The sequence below is a fragment of the Rhizobium giardinii bv. giardinii H152 genome (assembly GCF_000379605.1).
Lineage (GTDB): Bacteria > Pseudomonadota > Alphaproteobacteria > Rhizobiales > Rhizobiaceae > Pararhizobium > Pararhizobium giardinii.
The window spans coordinates 1-15,989 of sequence record NZ_KB902724.1 but is presented as its reverse complement, the minus strand read 5'-3'; the positions used below and the strand labels follow the sequence as shown (position 1 = coordinate 15,989).

Genomic DNA, 15,989 nt, shown 5'->3' with positions numbered 1-15,989 from the left:
GAAAATGGCGCAAGATGCCCCCTCAATTAGAGAGCCCGGCCAGGCCGCCAAACCAGAACGCGGAAAGTCGGTGAGGCTGGTCGATCGCGTTTTCGACCAGCTTCGCGCGCGTATTCGTTCGGGCAACTATCCGCCGGACTCCCGCCTGCCGGGGGAACATGAACTGGCCTCGATCATGGGTGTTTCGCGTCCGATCGTGCGCGACGCGCTGGGGCGCCTGCGCGAGGAAGGCATGGTCTATTCGCGCCAGGGAGCCGGAACCTTCGTCAGCGCCCAGGCGTCGCCTGCCACGCATCTTGCGTATTCACCCGTCAAGACGATCGCCGACATCCAGCGCTGCTACGAATTCCGCCTGACGATCGAACCGGCAGCCGCCTTCTTTGCCGCCCAGCGGCGCGACGAAGCTGCCCTCCAGAAGATTGCCGCGGCCCTTGCCGATCTGCGCGAGGCGACGAGCCATCAGCTTCACCGCACCGACGCGGACTTCGTTTTCCACCGGTGCGTTACCGAGGCAGCCAACAATCACTATTATACGGCGTCGATCGAGGCCCTCAAACCGCACATCGCCGTTGGTATGCACCTGCATGGCCTGTCGCTGATGGGTCCGCGGCTTGGACTGGAAAAAGTGTTCGAGGAGCACAACGCCATCTATCAGGCGATCGCCGATGGCCGCGCGGAGGATGCGGAACGGGCGATGCGGCTTCATCTCGAAGGTTCCCGCAACCGCCTCTTCGAGGACCGGGTTCTCGATCTTTCCTTCTGATTGCGCCAAACAATGAGCCTGCGCTCCGCACTGTTGTAACGCCCCCGAACGTTGAGACGACAAATCGGCGCGTTACACTCCACCGCCATGGGACCGATGCCATGCCATTCGGCTGAACCGAGTTCGGGCTGTACAGAGGAAGCAAAGCGCATTCTGTTTTGGCTCTCGCAGAGCCGCGGCTCGGATGTTATGCCACACGCTAAACCAAATCAGGAGAGAACGCGTGGAAACGACAGAGATCGGCAGCCGCAGTGATTTTGCACTTTGGGCTATTCAGCGTGCACAGGAAATCGTGACGACGGAAGGTGCGTCCTTTGCCATTGCCGCACGTGATATGAATGATGAAGCGCTTGCGGCAACTGCCGCAACGCTTGGCAAGGCAATCTGCGATGCGATGCTCGAGGTCTTTGACGGCCTGATCGAATGAGTTTGCGTGCCTGCTGACCACACTTTTACCGCACGTACTGACGAAGGTACCCTTGGGAATTGGACAAGGAGTGGCATGGAAATCGTGACCGCCGCGCCTATGTTCAGGTCAATGAAGGTACAGTGTGAGGTAAGGCATGTCAGCAGAGACGAGGCGAAGGGCCGCGGAAAACGCGTTTCAACGAGCGCGAGAGGCAGGGCACGCCGTTGAACAGGACGAGCGTTTCCACGCTTGGATTGAGGAGTGGATCGCCGGGCATATCGAGATGCCGGAAGTTGCCAGGCGTTATCGTACCCTTCTCGCTGAACGATTTGCCGTGCGTCACGTTCGAACCGGCACTCCCGCCGTTGAAAATGTCCTGGATGCCAGCGCGCCGGACGCAGAACACGCCTTTGACCTCGAGACCGAAATAAATCAACTTATGTTTGACGATGAACAGGCTCCGAATGATCGATTGCCTGTTTGACAGTTCACCAGAAGCCGATCAGCAAAGGCGGAAAATGCCGCCAGCTCTCCGGCCACTTTTTGGTTGTCACGCTCGTGGCGGGACTGCAATGCGACACGCTGTTCGAAAGCCTGTGAGTTGTTTCCTCGGTCGGACGCTGGAGCAGAAAATAATCAGCTATGGGGGCCCCTGCGTTTTGGACTTCGCGTGTATCACGTCGCAGATTGCTCATGGACAGGACAACGTGCCAGGGATTATCGGACGATTCTCGCCAAGACGCCCCATCGACCGCCGTGGAATTCACCTCGTCCTTGACAGAAAAATCGAAGTGCTCGTACGAAGCGGTGGTTATTCAGGAGAAGCTCAGTGAAGTCGATTTTTAGGGCGTTAACCGCACGGGTGGCAGGCGGAAAATCGAACGCGCTTGCCGAGTATGTGCGTCGTCATCATAAGGTCCCCCTGTCTTGGGCCGGCTCCACTTCCAACATGGACTATCTCAACATCGGCGATGCTCTCAGCGCTGTGATGGTGGCACTTCTGTCTGGCCGCGATATCGAGCGCGTGCCCTCAAAATCGAATTCACTGCGCATGGCATGCGTCGGGACGATCGGTCATGGATTTGCCGGCGGAGACGTATGGTTCTGGGGAACGGGCGCGTCGATGTGGAAAAATCCCTCCGCACCGCGCAGCGACTGGCAAAGCTTTAGCGGGGCCGGGGAGAAAGGTTTTACGGTGACCGCAACACGCGGTCCGGTATCGGAGCATCTGCTGACGGGAAAGCCGGAAGGGACGGTCGGAGTTTATGGCGATCCGGTGTGGCTGCTGCCGCGATTCTATGCGCCGGTGCCGATCAAGAAGTGGAAGTTGGGCGTTATCGTCCATCTGTCAGAATTGGCAGATCGCGATCCCGAGACCCACGTCAGGTCCGAGCTCCAGCGCTATTCCATCCCGGAGAACCTGAAGGATCATATCCGTCTGATTAACACCGTGACGCCGATCAGCATGACGTCGATCAAAGACAAGATCGATGAGATATTGTCCTGCGATCGGATCGTATCCACAAGCCTTCACGGCATGGTCTTTGCCGAAAGCTACGGTATTCCATGCCTGCATTTTCCGTCGCACGGCCCGACGCAGGGCCTTCAAGTGCGGAATCTCGACGTCCACTGCGATCTCGATCTACGCATCATTGACCTTTATCGAGGGTTGGGGATGACTGAGCTGCCGGTTTACGCTCAGGACCGCGACACTTTGACCGATTGGGATAACCTGATGGCTGCGATCGATAGTGTCTGGGTTCAAAAGACCTTCGATGCGCAGGCTCTTCTCGATGCCTTTCCGCTCGATCTAGCTCCGTTAACATCACCTGCCGGCGGGACGATTTGGGATCACCCGACCCTGCAAAATCTTATTCTTCGGCATGATGTCAATGAGTTGAAGCGTGTGGACAAACTGCGCGCGTAGAATATGAAATCCAACTCTCAAAGAGGCTTTTGAGCGCGCGGCAACGGCTGCTTCAGCGCGATTTGCTGCTTTCAATCAACGTCAACACGAGCGCGGAAAGCAGTGTCAGGGGTGTCGTGGCGGCCGTCTGGGGTTTGGAGCTTTGCGTTGGAGTAAGGCCGACTTTCCCAACCGGTTTGTCGCTCGCGTTAACGCCGCTATTGCCCAGCGTCCACCAGCCCTCGCGCAGAATCTTTTCGATGACGAAAGTCGCGACGTCAAGCGATCTGGATGGGGAGCCTGGCGGCAAAATATCGGCGGATGTCGGATTACGATCGCTCATCACCGAGTAATAGACACGCCTGATATCGTTATCGATGTCGTCGTTCCCCTCAGGCGCGGTCTTTATTTTCTGGCGAAGCTTGCGTAGATCGTTGACCGTGACGGCGGTATTGCCGGCTATGCCTGCCAGCTCATCCGCAAAGAGATCCGGATTGGTTCCTTCACCCGTAAACAGCTCGGAGAGCGCGGACCCGGGTGATGCTTGCCGGTTTCGGATCACCTTGGCGGCCCCGCGGATGCCATCCCGAAACGCCTCTTTTCGGATCTCGTCCTGTTGCGCGGCAAGAGCTGACGCCGCAGAACAAACTTCGAGAAGAAGCGCTGCCGTATTTTGATCGCCGATATTCTGCGCTGTATCCCTCGCCCTTGCGAGAAGGTCGTTGAGTGAAAGCTTCTGATCGGTCATCGGTGGTCTGATTTCTTCATCACGAGAGTGCGCCGTGCCATTCCCCAAAGATGTCATTTGAACTTGGCATAGAGATCCTGAAGGCGCTCAGCGTACTTCTCTGGAGAAAACATCCTGGCGCGCTCTTGACCCACCGTCTGATAGTGCTCCATCAAACCGTCGTCATTTGCTATGTCTTTGATCGCTTGTGTGATCGAGTTAACATTGTACGGATCAACGATCAATGCACTGTCGCCGGCAACCTCGGGGTTTGCGCCCTCGCTTCCCGTGATCACCGCGGTGCCCAGTTGCATCGCCTCGAGAATCGGCAAGCCGAACCCTTCGTAGAGTGAAGGAAACACAACCGCCCTCGCACATCGGATCAAAGACGTCAGCAGATTGAGAGGCAGATATTCCAGTCGAATAACCGAAGAGGTCTTCGAGGCGTGGCTGATCGTCGGATCCGTGAACGGTTGCTGGCGCGTCGATCTTCCCAAATCCTGAGGAACGCCAAGAAGACGGAGCTCATTGGCGTTCTTCCAGACCAGCTGACCGACGATTACCAGCGGAAACCGGCTTTGGCTGGCGAGATAGGCTTCGATTATTCGGCCCACATTTTTCTTCGGCTCGATCGCACCGAAGAAGAGAAAATACTGCTTATGTTCGAGGCCGAATATCGACGACACCTCTTCGCGCACCTCGTCTTCTTTTCGGTTGAGAATACGGCTCGGTAGGTTGACGGCTTGATAGGTGTTCGTGACGCGGCTTTCGTCAACGCCTAGAAGCTCGACGATATCCCGCTTGGAAGCCTCCGAAACCGTAACGATGTGATCGGCTTTCTCACCGATGCGCCGAACCATCTTCAAAAACTCCTTCTTGTTGTCGAGCGTCGCGTAGGGCAGGCGCAGCGGAACGAGATCATGGATGGTATAAAGGTTGGATGCATTCTTGAGTGTGACCGGCAGTGGATAGGTCCAGTGGGCGATGTCGGCACTGCCGGGATATTCGACGTTTAGAAATTGGCCGTAGGTCCGAAAATGCCAGCGGGAGATCGCGTACAGATTACGTGAATTGAAAATCCGGTCATGCGCAGGAAGGCCGCCGGGTGTGTTCCGGGCGATGACCTTGCCAGTGATCGGGACACGGCGGGCAGTGACCCCAAATGGGGATGTGATCAGACGCTTGACGATTTCCTGCGTCTTCATCGGTTTGACAGAAGGGTCAAAGAAGCTCACTTCCGCAAGGAGATCATTTTTTCCGACTGATGATCGAATTCCATACATCAAGTCCACCTGATGCCCCAGAGCCGACAACTGCTCACTCAGGTTTCGGGCGTAGGTAGCAATTCCGGTGCCCTTCTCCAAAGCGAGATTATAGCCATCGACCATGACGCGAGCTTTAGACATGAAATGTAGATCCCACTTGCGGTTTGCTGTATCGGCCCGGATTGTGCGGAGGCGAGTCCGAGGAGGTTGTTCGTTCCCAGTCTCACATGACGAAACTGTCATTGCTGGCTGAAAACATGCGATCCGCTATCTAGGCGATTGCCATTCTGGAAGCAACCTTAATGCTGTCGCTGGAGTTTGTTCGGAAAGTCGTTGCGACGACGGGCGTTTGGCTCTCTGGCTTAAATACGGGAAACAGTGAGGTTGTGACGGGACGGGCGTGTCACAGCCTTCAGGGTGAAACGCGGGTGCATGCAGACGGCGCCCGGAAGGTGCGATTGGAGAACTTTTTAAGAAGGACCCACCATTGTACACTCTGGCCCAGCCTAAAACTACCGGATCCAATCCCTCCGCCCTCACTAACCACGTGGATTCAGCTCATTGTTCTCTTCGGTTTCCCCAACAAGCTCAAGCTCACCATTCCCATCGCGCAGACGTTCAGCGCCGAACCAGGCTTCGGCCTCTTCTATTGAATTCATTTCCAAGATCTTGAAATTATCGACTATGAAGATGTCCCTGCAGTATTTTCTGATCAAATTAGGGGATGACGTCAGAACCAGAAACCCAGCAGACTGCATTCTTTCCAGGACAAGCTCCTCACATCGCACCCTGAATGAGCCGCGGCCACCGATGAGGCTTTCGTCGACGATGTACGTCTCAAATGGAATAGCGTAGCAGGAAGTGAACATCAGTTTCGTACGTTCATCCCGATTCAAATCCTTGAACGGTTTGTCGATTGCCTTTCCAATCTCCGTGAAATCTACGACAAAGCGGATGATGGGGACAGGATCAAAGCCGAACACACGGCAAAGAAATGCAAGATTTTCGCGGCCTGTCAAAGCGCCGTTGAAAACTCCACCAGCTGCAACCGGGAATGAAACCAGTGATGATCGCCGAACGCGGCCCAAATCGGGCCGCAGCTTACCTGTCGTCAAGTTGGCAATCGTCGTCTTTCCGCTGCCGGGAGGCGCGAGGATGCCAGTGAGCCGGTCCGGGATAAATTCCGCGTCCGCGCCCTCAAGGACCTTGGTTCTCGCGTTCTTCTTGCGTAGCGTCTTGTGAACGTTGGTGAAACTGATTGTCAAGGTTGGTCTTTCATCTGATTGTGCGCAAATCACTCGCCCGCGAAACGATCTCGGCCAGCCAGCCCACGCCATCCAAAGGGTTTAAAAACGTCGTTCCGGCCGGTGCGATTTCACGAAACACCGGAATGTCGGAAGCAACGCATGGAACGCCGAGGGCAGCAGCCTCCAATATGGGAATCCCGAGGCCCTCGGCAAACGACGGGAACAGAAGCGCCGTTGCGTTTTGCAGCATTGTCTGAACTTCAAAATCGGAAGCACCCGCGAACTCGAATACCGTGTCCCTTATGGCCGGGCAACGTTCCAGCATGTCGACTACATTTTCATTTTCCCAGCCCCGCTTTCCGATGATGCAGAGGCGGGGCGGATTTTTACGCTGAGACAGTTCTCGCCAGATCTGGAGCAACAGAAGATGGTTTTTTCGAGGTTCGATCGTTCCAAGGATGACAAAGTAGGGACTGCTGTTTTGCAAGAATGCGTTGACTGGCGGCGCCAAGGGCGTGGCTGGGGTGTCTATGAAATCCAGCGTCGGCACGATAACGTCGGTTCCTGCCAGTTGCCACGCATTTTCTGCCGCATATTTCTTGACGCGCCGATCAGTGTCGTTCGAATTGCTGACGGCAATCACTGGCGCATTCGTCAGCTCTTTCAAAAAGCCTGAAAACTGCTGCTTCGTCTCCGGCCGTTGATATTCAGGATACTCTAGGGGGATCAGATCGTGGATATAGATCAGACGCTGCATTTTCCCAAGCGGATCAAGGCGGGTCATTCCGCCCCTCACCTTTCCTACACCCGAATGCGAAGCCACGACATAGGTCGTTTGCGCCGACACGATTGGGTCGCCCTTGGGTAGAAAATGGCTGTGCACGTGGGGCTCATATTTCAGCCGGAGCCTAGTTAACCGGTCCTCGGTTTCTAACGGAGAGAGACCATCGTTCCACATATGCTGGAGGCGTTGAAGAACAGAATTGCCCAGCGCCTGCGGCAGAATGCAAACGCCATGACGGCCGGCATGCACGAAATGACATTCAGAGCCAAATCGTTTCGACAATTCAAGTCCTATCGCCAGATCGATTCGGTCCACGCCGGTGCCAAATGGCTGCTCGTAACTGCGCACAAGACGTGAAATATCAAAAAGCACGCGAGGTGTCTCGATTGAGAGGGACCTCATTGAAAGACGATACATCTATACCCACAAGTCCAATAACCGCCGTTGCGCAACAATTCAAAGCGGACTGCGTCCTCACCCAATCGCTCGTCTTTTGCTCCCACAAGCGCCACTTTCGCATATTAAATCGATATGGTATACGCCGCCGCAACTGAAACGGCGGTGCTTTCTGTGGGAATATCAACTTCCCGGTTCCATCCGAAAAAGCCGAAAATGGTGAAAATTGTCGCAAGAACTCCTTGAAATCGTTCGTTCCCAAAGGTCGATCCCCCTTTCATGGGTTACGACCAGCAGTGATCACAATTATCTCAATCTGGGCGACGCTTTGTCCCCTGTCATCGTATCAATGATGTCCGGCTTGCCGGTGGAGCATACCGCGTCCAAGTCCGAAATGGTGAGACTGGCAGCGGTCGGGACGATCGGTCATATGTTTGCGGGCGGAAACGTATCGTTTTGGGGAACTGGAACATCGCCGAACGCCAACCCGAATCAAACTGATCAACCAAAAGTCCCCTATGTACGGCCGGCGAATACCAAGATCCATACGTACGCTACCCGCGGCCCGTTCAGCCGGCGGATCCTGGCGCCGGATGCTACCGGGGCGGCAGTCTATGGCGATCCCTTATGGCTTCTTCCGCGCTTCCACGAAGCGCCAAAAAAGAAGACCCATGAACTGGGTGTCATTCTTCATTTGTCGGAACTGGCGGACCGTGAGCACGACGCACATCCCAGAACTGATTCGAAGCGCCACGATATTGCGCCGGAGGATCGCCAGGCGATCAAGTTAATCAATACGGTAACGCCTGTTTCGATCCAAGGCCTGCGGCAGCGTCTGGACGAGATTCTGGCTTGCAAACGTATCGTTTCCACAAGCCTGCATGGAATGGTGTTCGCAGAATCCTACGGTATTCCCTGTCTCTACTTCTCGCCGAGGGCGAAAACATCAGGGCTCGGGCGCATCGATCTGATGAGCGAAGAAGGGCTCGACTTGCGATTTGTCGATCTCTATCGCGGTCTTGGGCAGGACCATCTCGATGTCTGGTACCAGCCGCGCACCGAAGAAACGAATTGGGATGCTCTCATCCGCACCATCGACGACGTCTGGGAACCGAAATATCTCTCTGAAGATCCGCTCATTGAATCGTTCCCGCTCCCTTTGTCCATGATGGAAAAAGGCGTGACCGGCAGTGCATTCGATCATCCATTAATTCGTTCCGTCCCGACCAGACGAGAAGCTGGACTGGTCATGCGCGCCAAGAACGGCCTGGTTTCGCGCATTTTGCGATGGGTACGATAAGAGGATGGTGGTTTCGGTGGGTCTGGGAGCTGCACGGCGGCTGTTTCGTCGCAAGGCCGCGTCGCCTGCGGCGGGCGTTATTTCGAAGGACAACGAAGCGAAAAGCGGGCGTATTCGCCTCTCCTGGGTCTGGACCACGGGGCAGCACCCTGATGCGAACCTGGGAGATGCCCTGAGCGCGGTCATGGTCTCGGCAATTTCCGGTTTGAAGATAGAGCCAGCTGCTTTTAATCACGACAACGAGAGAATGACGGCGGTCGGAACCATCGGTCATGCTCAGTACGGAGCAAAGGTTCACGTGTGGGGCACCGGCTTCGATTTGAAGCGGGGGCCCACGGGCGCCATCGGCGATTACCGGGTTCCGGACAATACCGAACTGGTTGTTCATGCGGTGCGAGGGAAACAAACGGCGGCTGGCCTGAGAAAGCTCGGCGTGGACGTTCCCGACATCTATGGCGATCCGGTCTGGTTTCTGCCACGTGTGTTTCCGTTTGCAGACATCAGGAAGGAGTTCGAACTGGGCGTGATCGTCCACATTTCCGAACTGGATGAAGCAACTGCACGCGCATCCGTGCGCAAGAATCTCGAACGCTACAGGATTCCTCCTGAACTCGCCCAAAACATTAAGATAATCAACACCTATGCCGCCCCGGATATCGCTGGAATGCAGGACAAAATACGGGAAATCGTCTCCTGCCGGCGTATTCTCTCCACCAGTCTTCACGGTTTGGTCATTGCTGAGACCTACAACATCCCCTGCGCTTGGTTTTCAACCAACCATGGCGCGTCCGGGTTTTTGCCCATCGATGGATCGCGATCAATCGATCATCGCATGATCGATTTTTATGGCGGCGCCGATCGGGATTCGGTCTTGAGTTATCTTCACCCGCTTCATCAGGAAACGGATTGGGAAAAGGCAATGGAATTTATCGATAGCCACTGGCAGCCACTGGACTACACGGGTGAGGCGCTGTTCAACGCGTTTCCACTGCCGCGGGCGGTTCGATTCGAGGACAAGGTCTGGCGATGCTCTGAAGAGGTGTTGCACGGAAACCGCTATTGATGACGCCAATGCGCCGCCTTTAACTCAAAACTGTTGTTTTCTTGAGTTGCGGCTTTGATGTCATTGTCTACTCGTTGGTGTTGATATATCCAATGCGGCACCGGAATTTGATTAGGAAATGGGCTTGCGGGCAAGCCCGGTGTACAGGGTTCAAATGCAGTTTTTGGATAAATTCACCAAACTTTCGGTAGCTGCGGTTTGTGTTGCCCTGTCCTCGTGCACGATGCCCAGTTCCGGTCCGAGCGCAAACAAGATCCAGGCCGAGGCCAAGGAGCAATATGCGCCCTACACGCTCATCAATGTGACTTCCGATGTCGTTTCCATTCTTTCCGAGGGCTTTGACAAGCAACTCGCGGCCTCCCTTGGAAACACGAAAAAGCGCAGTTCCGCGCTGATCGGCGTGGGAGATACGGTCATTATTTCCATCTGGGAAGCGTCGCCTGACGGCCTGTTCTCGAGTTCGGGGCGGGGCGGCGGAACCCAGATTCCTGAGCAGCCGGTTTCCGAAGCCGGGACGATCTCCGTTCCTTACGCAGGCATCATCAAGGCTGCAAACCGGACGCCGGAGCAGGTCAAGGAATCGATTGAGAAAGCGCTCGTGCGCATGGCGGTTCAGCCGCAGGTTCTTGTGAGCGTCGTCAAGAACGTGTCCAACACCGTCACGGTGACGGGCGAGGTGGCAAATAGCGGACGTATTCCTTTGTCTCCGCGCGGAGAAAAACTGCTTGATGTCATCGCCATGGCTGGCGGGCCTCGCATCGAATCACATCAGCTCTCTGCTCAGATCACGCGCGGCCGCCGGACGGAGACCATTCCGATGGAACGCCTGATCTCCGACCCGAGCGAAAACATCTATGTTCAGCCGGATGACGTCGTCGCACTGATCCGCCAGCCCAGGAGCTTTACGGTTTTCGGCGCGTCAACGGCCAATGCATCGATACAGTTCGACGAGTCCCAACTTTATCTGAACCAGGCCCTGGCCAAAGTCGGCGGCCTGAACGACGAGCGGGCGAATGCGAAGGGAATCTTCATCTACCGGACAGAGTCCACAGAACTGCTCCGGCAGCTGATGCCGCAAAAGAACTTCTCCGCGTATGGGCCGACCACCAACGTCATTTACCAGGTCGATCTTACGGATCCGAGCGGTTTCTTCCTTTTGAAGAGCTTCAACCTGCGCAATCGTGACCTTATCTACATCGCAAACTCGTCTCTTGCCGAGGTTCGCAAGTTCGCAACACTCGTCAGCTCGACCGCTGCGCCAGTCGCGCAAGCTGCATCTGTTACGAACACGCTCAGCGATTTGAGAAATTAGCGCTTGAGGGACGGACCGGTCTCAAAGCCGCCAACTTGTTAAGCTTAAAGCTGCATCGGTCGAGGCATCTGGCGCCGGTGGGTCGCAGCGCTTTTCCCAATGGTGGAACTGTGTTATGAGGCTCCCTTGCCGCTATGATTGCGCCCAGTTCAGGAGACGACATTGAAGGATACGAACCGGTCGGCGAAGCTCGAAAGGTCACAGGCGCGCTCCGATGAGACAGGAGCATTGGTGTTGCGCCTCGACGAAGTCCGGCCGGTCCGCCAGCAGCCGGCTGCAACCCCAGTCGCCATTCCCAAGCCGTTTCCTCGCAAAACTACCGTCACATACAAATCTGTGCGTGTTACGGGCATGGTCGCCAAGGCAAAAAGCAGCCTATCCGGTACATCCATTTCCTTTTTCCTCATGGTCGTCCTACCGACAATTATTGGCGCTCTTTATTTCGCTTTCGTGGCGTCTCCGCAGTATATGTCAGAGTTCCGCTTTTCCGTTCGGCCGACGGATGGCGCCATTATGTCGTCTTCTTCCGTTGCCGCAGATGCGGCCTTGGCGATGTCGAACAGCTACATCGTGGCCGACTATGCGCTCAGCCGTGATGCTGTCGAATCGTTGGAGAAGAGCGTTGGATTGCGCGAAATCTATTCGATGGACAGCACTGACCGGTTCTCACGTCTTTCCGACAACGTCTCTCTAGAGCGTTTGGTGGATTACTGGCGCAAAAGGGTTTCGACAAGCTACGACATCATGACCGGGATCAATACCATTGAGGTGACGGCTTTCTCTCCCCAGGACGCACTCAAGATCTCCACGGCCCTGCAGGCACTTTGCGAAAAGCTCGTCAACGACATTTCCGAAAAGGCGCGTCAGACCCAGATGGCCTTCGCCAAAAATGAACTGGAGCGTGCCGAAGCGCGCCTCAAGGAGGTTCGCCAGCGCGAGACCGAACTGCGATCCGGTCAGAAGAGTATCGATGTTCGCAAGGAAGCCGAAGGGAAGATGCTTCTGAACAACAAGCTGCGAGGCGATTTGGCAGCGCTGGAAGCGCAGTATTCGGCGCTTTCGAGCGATATGGATCCGACGTCTCCGCGACTTACAGTCCTCAAGAATCAGATCACCGCAGCAAAAGAACAGATTGAAATTTTGCAGTCGCAAATCACCGATGTCGATGCATCGAAGCCCGGCGCATTGGATGACGCCCAACGTGTCACGAAATACGATCAGCTGCAGACGGATGTTGTGATCGCGACAAAACTGTATGAATCGTCTCTAACAAACTATGAAAATGCCCGTATGCGGGCCAGCAGTAATCAGACATATCTCGCGACCTATGTTCAGCCGGGTCTGCCCCAGATTGCGTCTTACCCACGCACGTTTATCGATACGCTCCTGGTATTCCTGTCGGCGTTTGGCGCCTGGGTGGTATTGACGCTCGTGTACTACAGCATCCGTGACCATGCTTGATTGCCGCTGGCAGCTGGGGCTCATACGTCGATGAATACACTTGCGCTCGGTCTATCCAGACAAATGAGGATCGTCAGTGCGCTGACGATCCGGGAAGTCAGACTGCGTAACAGCAAGCATGCCTTCATGCAGCTGTTCGATTTGCTAGAAGCGCTTGTCTTCATCCTTGGTCACTGGGTTATCTTTACGTTCCTGCACCGCAACTTGATGATCGGAGACAGTCTGCTGTTGTTCATTACAACGGGCATCCTTCCAGTTCTCTTTTTCCGGACGATCAGCATAAAAGCTGCCTCCGCGCTCGAGGCATCCAAATCGGTGACAAGCATCCCATTCGTGGAGGCGATCGACTATTCCATTGCGCGCAGTGTCGTGGAGTTCCTATCCTTCACCCTCGCCTTTCTCGGCTTTTTCGCAATGATTAGCGCCTTTGATCTGTCGCGCTACGCAATACCATACAATCCTGTTGCGATAGTTCAGTTCCTCGCAATGATCACGATGTTTTCCTTTGGAATAGGCCTGATCAATTCCTTTCTGATCTTTTTGTTTCCCTTGTGGAAATTTTGTTGGGCGATTTTTTCACGCATTCAGATATTTTTCAGCGCGGTCTTTTTCATTCCTGAGTACATGCCGCCGCAGATCAAGGACCTCTTGGCCTACAACCCGATCATGCATTTCGTCGCCCTTTTCCGCACGGCCTTCTATCCAACATATCCAACCCATTTGATGTCCATGAACTACATGCTTGGCTGGACCTTTGCCGTCATGATGATTGGACTGGCGTTGGAGCGGGCATTGCGAAACCACAGGGCGCACCATTAGAGCGGGATGCATTTAGGCGGAGTCGGAAAGGGGATTGAACGAAGCCGCTTGCGCGGCATTTGGAGCGCGGATTTGCATAATACGCTTCTGATTTGAAGGATTGGGCTGTTTCAGCCCAACCTTTGAACAGGAGATGACGATGACAGAGATGAGCCCGCTACGCCGGCGCATGATCGATGACATGACGATCCGCAATCTTTCGCCAGCGACGCAACGATCGTATTTGCATGCGGTGACGAAGTTTTCTCGCTATTTCGGCCGTTCGCCAGACCGCCTTGGACTGGAAGACGTGCGTGCCTTTCAGGTGCATCTGGTATCATCGGGCCTATCGTGGCCGGCCTTGAACCAGACGGTCTGCGCTCTGCGGTTCTTCTTTGGCGTCACGCTCGGTCATGCCGAGATACCGGAACGCATTGCCTATGCCCGGACCCCCGCCAAGCTGCCGACGATCCTCAACGGCGACGAGATCGTGCGGTTTCTGGAAGCGGTTCCGAGCCTGAGGACCCGCACCGCGCTGACGACGGCCTATGCAGCGGGGCTGCGTGCCTCGGAAGCTGTCCATCTCAAGGTCCGCGACATTGATGGCGAACGCGGCATCATCCGCGTCGAGCATGGCAAGGGCGGCAAGGATCGCAACGTCATGCTGTCAGCGCAGTTGCTCGCGATCCTGCGGGTCTATTGGCGGCTGGCGAGACCCGAGGTCTGGCTGTTTCCGGGTCGGGACAAGACCAAGCCCATCGATGTTCAGGTTCTGTATTCTGCCTGCCGCTCGGCGTGCACTGCTGCCGGCATCGATAAGAGAGTGACGGTGCATACGCTGCGCCATAGCTTTGCTACCCATCTTCTGGAAAGCGGAACCGACATCCGCATCATCCAGGTATTGCTTGGCCATAATAATCTGTCCACCACGGCACGCTACACGAAGGTGTCAAACACCTTGATCCGCAGCACGACCAGCCCAATAGACCGGCTGGCGCTGGAGGTGGTGCCGCCGGGTTGATTGCCTCGACATGGCGGCGGGGCCAGAGGTGGCGGACATCTTTCGCCGCCACGCAGAACGATATCGTCAAACACACGGCGCTCATCTCGGGCGTGTCGAACGCCGGGTCATAAGCGCGATCGAGATGTGCCGGACCGCTCGCCTCGGCGGGCATGTCCAGCAATGCCAGGACTGCGAGGCGATCCGTATCGCCTATAATTCCTGCCGCAACCGGCATTGTCCAAAGTGCCAGGGACAGGCGAGCCGTGACTGGCTTGCTGCACGGCAGGCCGACCTTCTGCCTGTCGGCTATTTCCACGTCGTATTCACCGTGCCGCAGCAGATCGCCGAGATCGCCTTCCAGAACAAGGAACAGGTCTATACGATCCTGTTTCACGCCGTCGCCGAGACACTGCGCAAGCTTGCTGCCGATCCCAGGCATCTGGGCGCAGAGATCGGCTTCATTGCGGTGCTGCACTCCTGGGGCCAGAACCTCCATTATCACCCGCATATCCATTGCATCGTGCCGGGTGGAGGTCTGTCGCTCGACCAGTCCCGTTGGGTTGCCTGCCGGCAGAGCTTCTTCCTGTCCGTGAGGGTTCTGTCACGCCTGTTCCGGCGTTTGTTTCTCGAAGAACTGAAGCAGGCCTATGATCTGGGCCAACTTCGGTTCTTCGGCGATATCGCCAACCTGGCCGATCCGGTCGCCTTCAATCGAACCCTTAAAGCAGCGCGTCGCATCGACTGGGTGGTCTATGCCAAGCCGCCATTTGCCGGACCCCGACAGGTGCTGGCCTATCTTGGCCGCTACACCCATCGCATTGCCATCTCCAATTCCCGCCTCGTCAGCATCGATGGAGATCGCGTCTCATTCCGATGGAAGGACTATCGAACGGGCGGCAGGCAAAAGGTGATGATACTCGATGCCCACGAGTTCATCCGCCGTTTCCTGCTTCACACCGTTCCGGACGGCTTTCACCGCATTCGTCATTACGGACTGCTGGCCAACGGCCATCGGCAATTGAAGCTGGACCAGTGCCGAAGCCTGCTCAACGTCCCACCGCCGGAACAGCCGGCCAAAGAACCGGACGCAAAGCCACCACCTTTGGCGCACTGCTGCCCCTGTTGTGGTGGAGCCATGACGATCATCGGCGCGTGGATCCCGACCCAGCCGGTCTGCCGGCCGTCATGGAACAACAGCTCATGATCAGATCAGGCGGCATCGTTGCAACGATCAGCGTCGCCATGCCGAGGGCGCGAGGCAAGTGTTTTGGCAAATCGTGCCTGAGCGACGGAGAGCGGAACACCACCAAGGGTTCCATCGACGCAAACCAGCCGACGGGAGCGTCGAAGACACTGCAATGATCGCCAACAATCTCCTACCAAACCTGTCCACGCGTTCCGGCAAGGCTCGATCTTCCCAAACGCCATCCGCCGCTTCGGCTAAATCCCCATAGCGCCAAACAACCCGCGCCTTCGCTCAATCCGGCTTCAATGAGGTCCGATCAGCGAATGCCGCACGCATAGCGCACGGACCTCACAGAACCCTCCAGATTCC

15 protein-coding genes are annotated in these 15,989 nt (G+C 55.9%); 11 read left to right on the top strand and 4 right to left on the bottom strand.

Translation table 11 applies throughout. The features are described from left to right. Nucleotides 1-4 precede the first annotated feature (4 nt). The 4 genes from A3AY_RS0128600 (at nucleotide 5) to A3AY_RS0128575 (ending at nucleotide 3,099) form a co-directional block, all read left to right on the top strand. Complete coding sequence (locus A3AY_RS0128600; RefSeq protein WP_026203939.1) at nucleotides 5-763, top strand: FadR/GntR family transcriptional regulator; 759 nt, start codon at nucleotides 5-7, stop codon at nucleotides 761-763. Nucleotides 764-986: 223 nt separating this feature from the next. Beyond that, nucleotides 987-1,190, top strand: coding sequence for a hypothetical protein (locus tag A3AY_RS0128595; protein WP_018329097.1), 204 nt, complete (start codon nucleotides 987-989; stop codon nucleotides 1,188-1,190). A gap of 136 nt (nucleotides 1,191-1,326) precedes the next feature. Then, nucleotides 1,327-1,656 carry a hypothetical protein gene (locus tag A3AY_RS39455; RefSeq protein WP_154663343.1) on the top strand — a complete coding sequence of 110 codons (330 nt, stop codon included), beginning with the start codon at nucleotides 1,327-1,329 and terminating at the stop codon, nucleotides 1,654-1,656. A 345-nt stretch (nucleotides 1,657-2,001) separates the two neighbouring features. After that, nucleotides 2,002-3,099, top strand: a complete 1,098-nt coding sequence (locus A3AY_RS0128575; RefSeq protein WP_245275961.1) for a polysaccharide pyruvyl transferase family protein — start codon at nucleotides 2,002-2,004, stop codon at nucleotides 3,097-3,099. A 52-nt stretch (nucleotides 3,100-3,151) separates the two neighbouring features. Here A3AY_RS0128575 and A3AY_RS0128570 read toward each other — a convergent pair whose 3' ends face one another. The 4 genes from A3AY_RS0128570 to A3AY_RS38375 form a co-directional block, all read right to left on the bottom strand. Continuing rightward, nucleotides 3,152-3,826, bottom strand: a complete 675-nt coding sequence (locus A3AY_RS0128570) for a hypothetical protein (protein WP_018329094.1) — start codon at nucleotides 3,824-3,826, stop codon at nucleotides 3,152-3,154. 53 nt (nucleotides 3,827-3,879) lie between these two features. Continuing rightward, on the bottom strand, nucleotides 3,880-5,211 hold the full coding sequence (locus A3AY_RS0128565; protein WP_026203937.1) for a glycosyltransferase family 4 protein: 1,332 nt from the start codon (nucleotides 5,209-5,211) through the stop codon (nucleotides 3,880-3,882). 398 nt (nucleotides 5,212-5,609) lie between these two features. Beyond that, the gene (locus tag A3AY_RS0128560) at nucleotides 5,610-6,335 is read right to left on the bottom strand and encodes a hypothetical protein (RefSeq protein WP_018329092.1); all 726 of its coding nucleotides are present in this window, start codon (nucleotides 6,333-6,335) and stop codon (nucleotides 5,610-5,612) included. Between the two features lie 10 nt (nucleotides 6,336-6,345). Beyond that, a complete protein-coding gene (locus tag A3AY_RS38375) occupies nucleotides 6,346-7,473 on the bottom strand; it encodes a glycosyltransferase family 4 protein (protein WP_162709209.1) in 1,128 nt (375 codons plus the stop codon). A gap of 250 nt (nucleotides 7,474-7,723) precedes the next feature. Between A3AY_RS38375 and A3AY_RS36425 the strand changes: the two genes are divergently transcribed. From A3AY_RS36425 to A3AY_RS0128515, 7 genes are all read left to right on the top strand, one after another. Then, nucleotides 7,724-8,797: a polysaccharide pyruvyl transferase family protein gene (locus A3AY_RS36425; RefSeq protein ID WP_154663342.1), complete on the top strand. Its 1,074-nt coding sequence runs from the start codon at nucleotides 7,724-7,726 to the stop codon at nucleotides 8,795-8,797. A gap of 4 nt (nucleotides 8,798-8,801) precedes the next feature. Next, nucleotides 8,802-9,860 carry a polysaccharide pyruvyl transferase family protein gene (locus A3AY_RS36420; protein WP_018329088.1) on the top strand — a complete coding sequence of 353 codons (1,059 nt, stop codon included), beginning with the start codon at nucleotides 8,802-8,804 and terminating at the stop codon, nucleotides 9,858-9,860. A 124-nt stretch (nucleotides 9,861-9,984) separates the two neighbouring features. After that, on the top strand, nucleotides 9,985-11,172 hold the full coding sequence (locus A3AY_RS0128535; protein ID WP_162709210.1) for a polysaccharide biosynthesis/export family protein: 1,188 nt from the start codon (nucleotides 9,985-9,987) through the stop codon (nucleotides 11,170-11,172). Nucleotides 11,173-11,334: 162 nt separating this feature from the next. Next, nucleotides 11,335-12,633: a KpsE/RkpR family capsule polysaccharide export protein gene (locus A3AY_RS0128530; RefSeq protein WP_018329086.1), complete on the top strand. Its 1,299-nt coding sequence runs from the start codon at nucleotides 11,335-11,337 to the stop codon at nucleotides 12,631-12,633. A gap of 30 nt (nucleotides 12,634-12,663) precedes the next feature. Further along, nucleotides 12,664-13,452, top strand: coding sequence for an ABC transporter permease (locus A3AY_RS0128525; protein ID WP_234913123.1), 789 nt, complete (start codon nucleotides 12,664-12,666; stop codon nucleotides 13,450-13,452). 139 nt (nucleotides 13,453-13,591) lie between these two features. After that, nucleotides 13,592-14,452, top strand: a complete 861-nt coding sequence (locus A3AY_RS0128520; protein ID WP_018327356.1) for a tyrosine-type recombinase/integrase — start codon at nucleotides 13,592-13,594, stop codon at nucleotides 14,450-14,452. A gap of 10 nt (nucleotides 14,453-14,462) precedes the next feature. Continuing rightward, nucleotides 14,463-15,638, top strand: a complete 1,176-nt coding sequence (locus A3AY_RS0128515; RefSeq protein WP_018327355.1) for an IS91 family transposase — start codon at nucleotides 14,463-14,465, stop codon at nucleotides 15,636-15,638. Nucleotides 15,639-15,989 lie beyond the last annotated feature (351 nt).

What these genes read in the sequence shown, in the direction of transcription:
- A3AY_RS36420 (WP_018329088.1), top strand. Translation starts at nt 8,802, where the DNA reads ATGGTGGTTTCGGTGGGTCTGGGAGCTGCACGGCGGCTGTTTCGTCGC.
- A3AY_RS39455 (WP_154663343.1), top strand. Translation starts at nt 1,327, where the DNA reads ATGTCAGCAGAGACGAGGCGAAGGGCCGCGGAAAACGCGTTTCAACGA.
- A3AY_RS0128520 (WP_018327356.1), top strand. Translation starts at nt 13,592, where the DNA reads ATGACAGAGATGAGCCCGCTACGCCGGCGCATGATCGATGACATGACG.
- A3AY_RS0128515 (WP_018327355.1), top strand. Translation starts at nt 14,463, where the DNA reads ATGGCGGCGGGGCCAGAGGTGGCGGACATCTTTCGCCGCCACGCAGAA.
- A3AY_RS0128600 (WP_026203939.1), top strand. Translation starts at nt 5, where the DNA reads ATGGCGCAAGATGCCCCCTCAATTAGAGAGCCCGGCCAGGCCGCCAAA.
- A3AY_RS0128525 (WP_234913123.1), top strand. Translation starts at nt 12,664, where the DNA reads ATGAATACACTTGCGCTCGGTCTATCCAGACAAATGAGGATCGTCAGT.
- A3AY_RS0128570 (WP_018329094.1), bottom strand. Translation starts at nt 3,826, where the DNA reads ATGACCGATCAGAAGCTTTCACTCAACGACCTTCTCGCAAGGGCGAGG.
- A3AY_RS0128565 (WP_026203937.1), bottom strand. Translation starts at nt 5,211, where the DNA reads ATGTCTAAAGCTCGCGTCATGGTCGATGGCTATAATCTCGCTTTGGAG.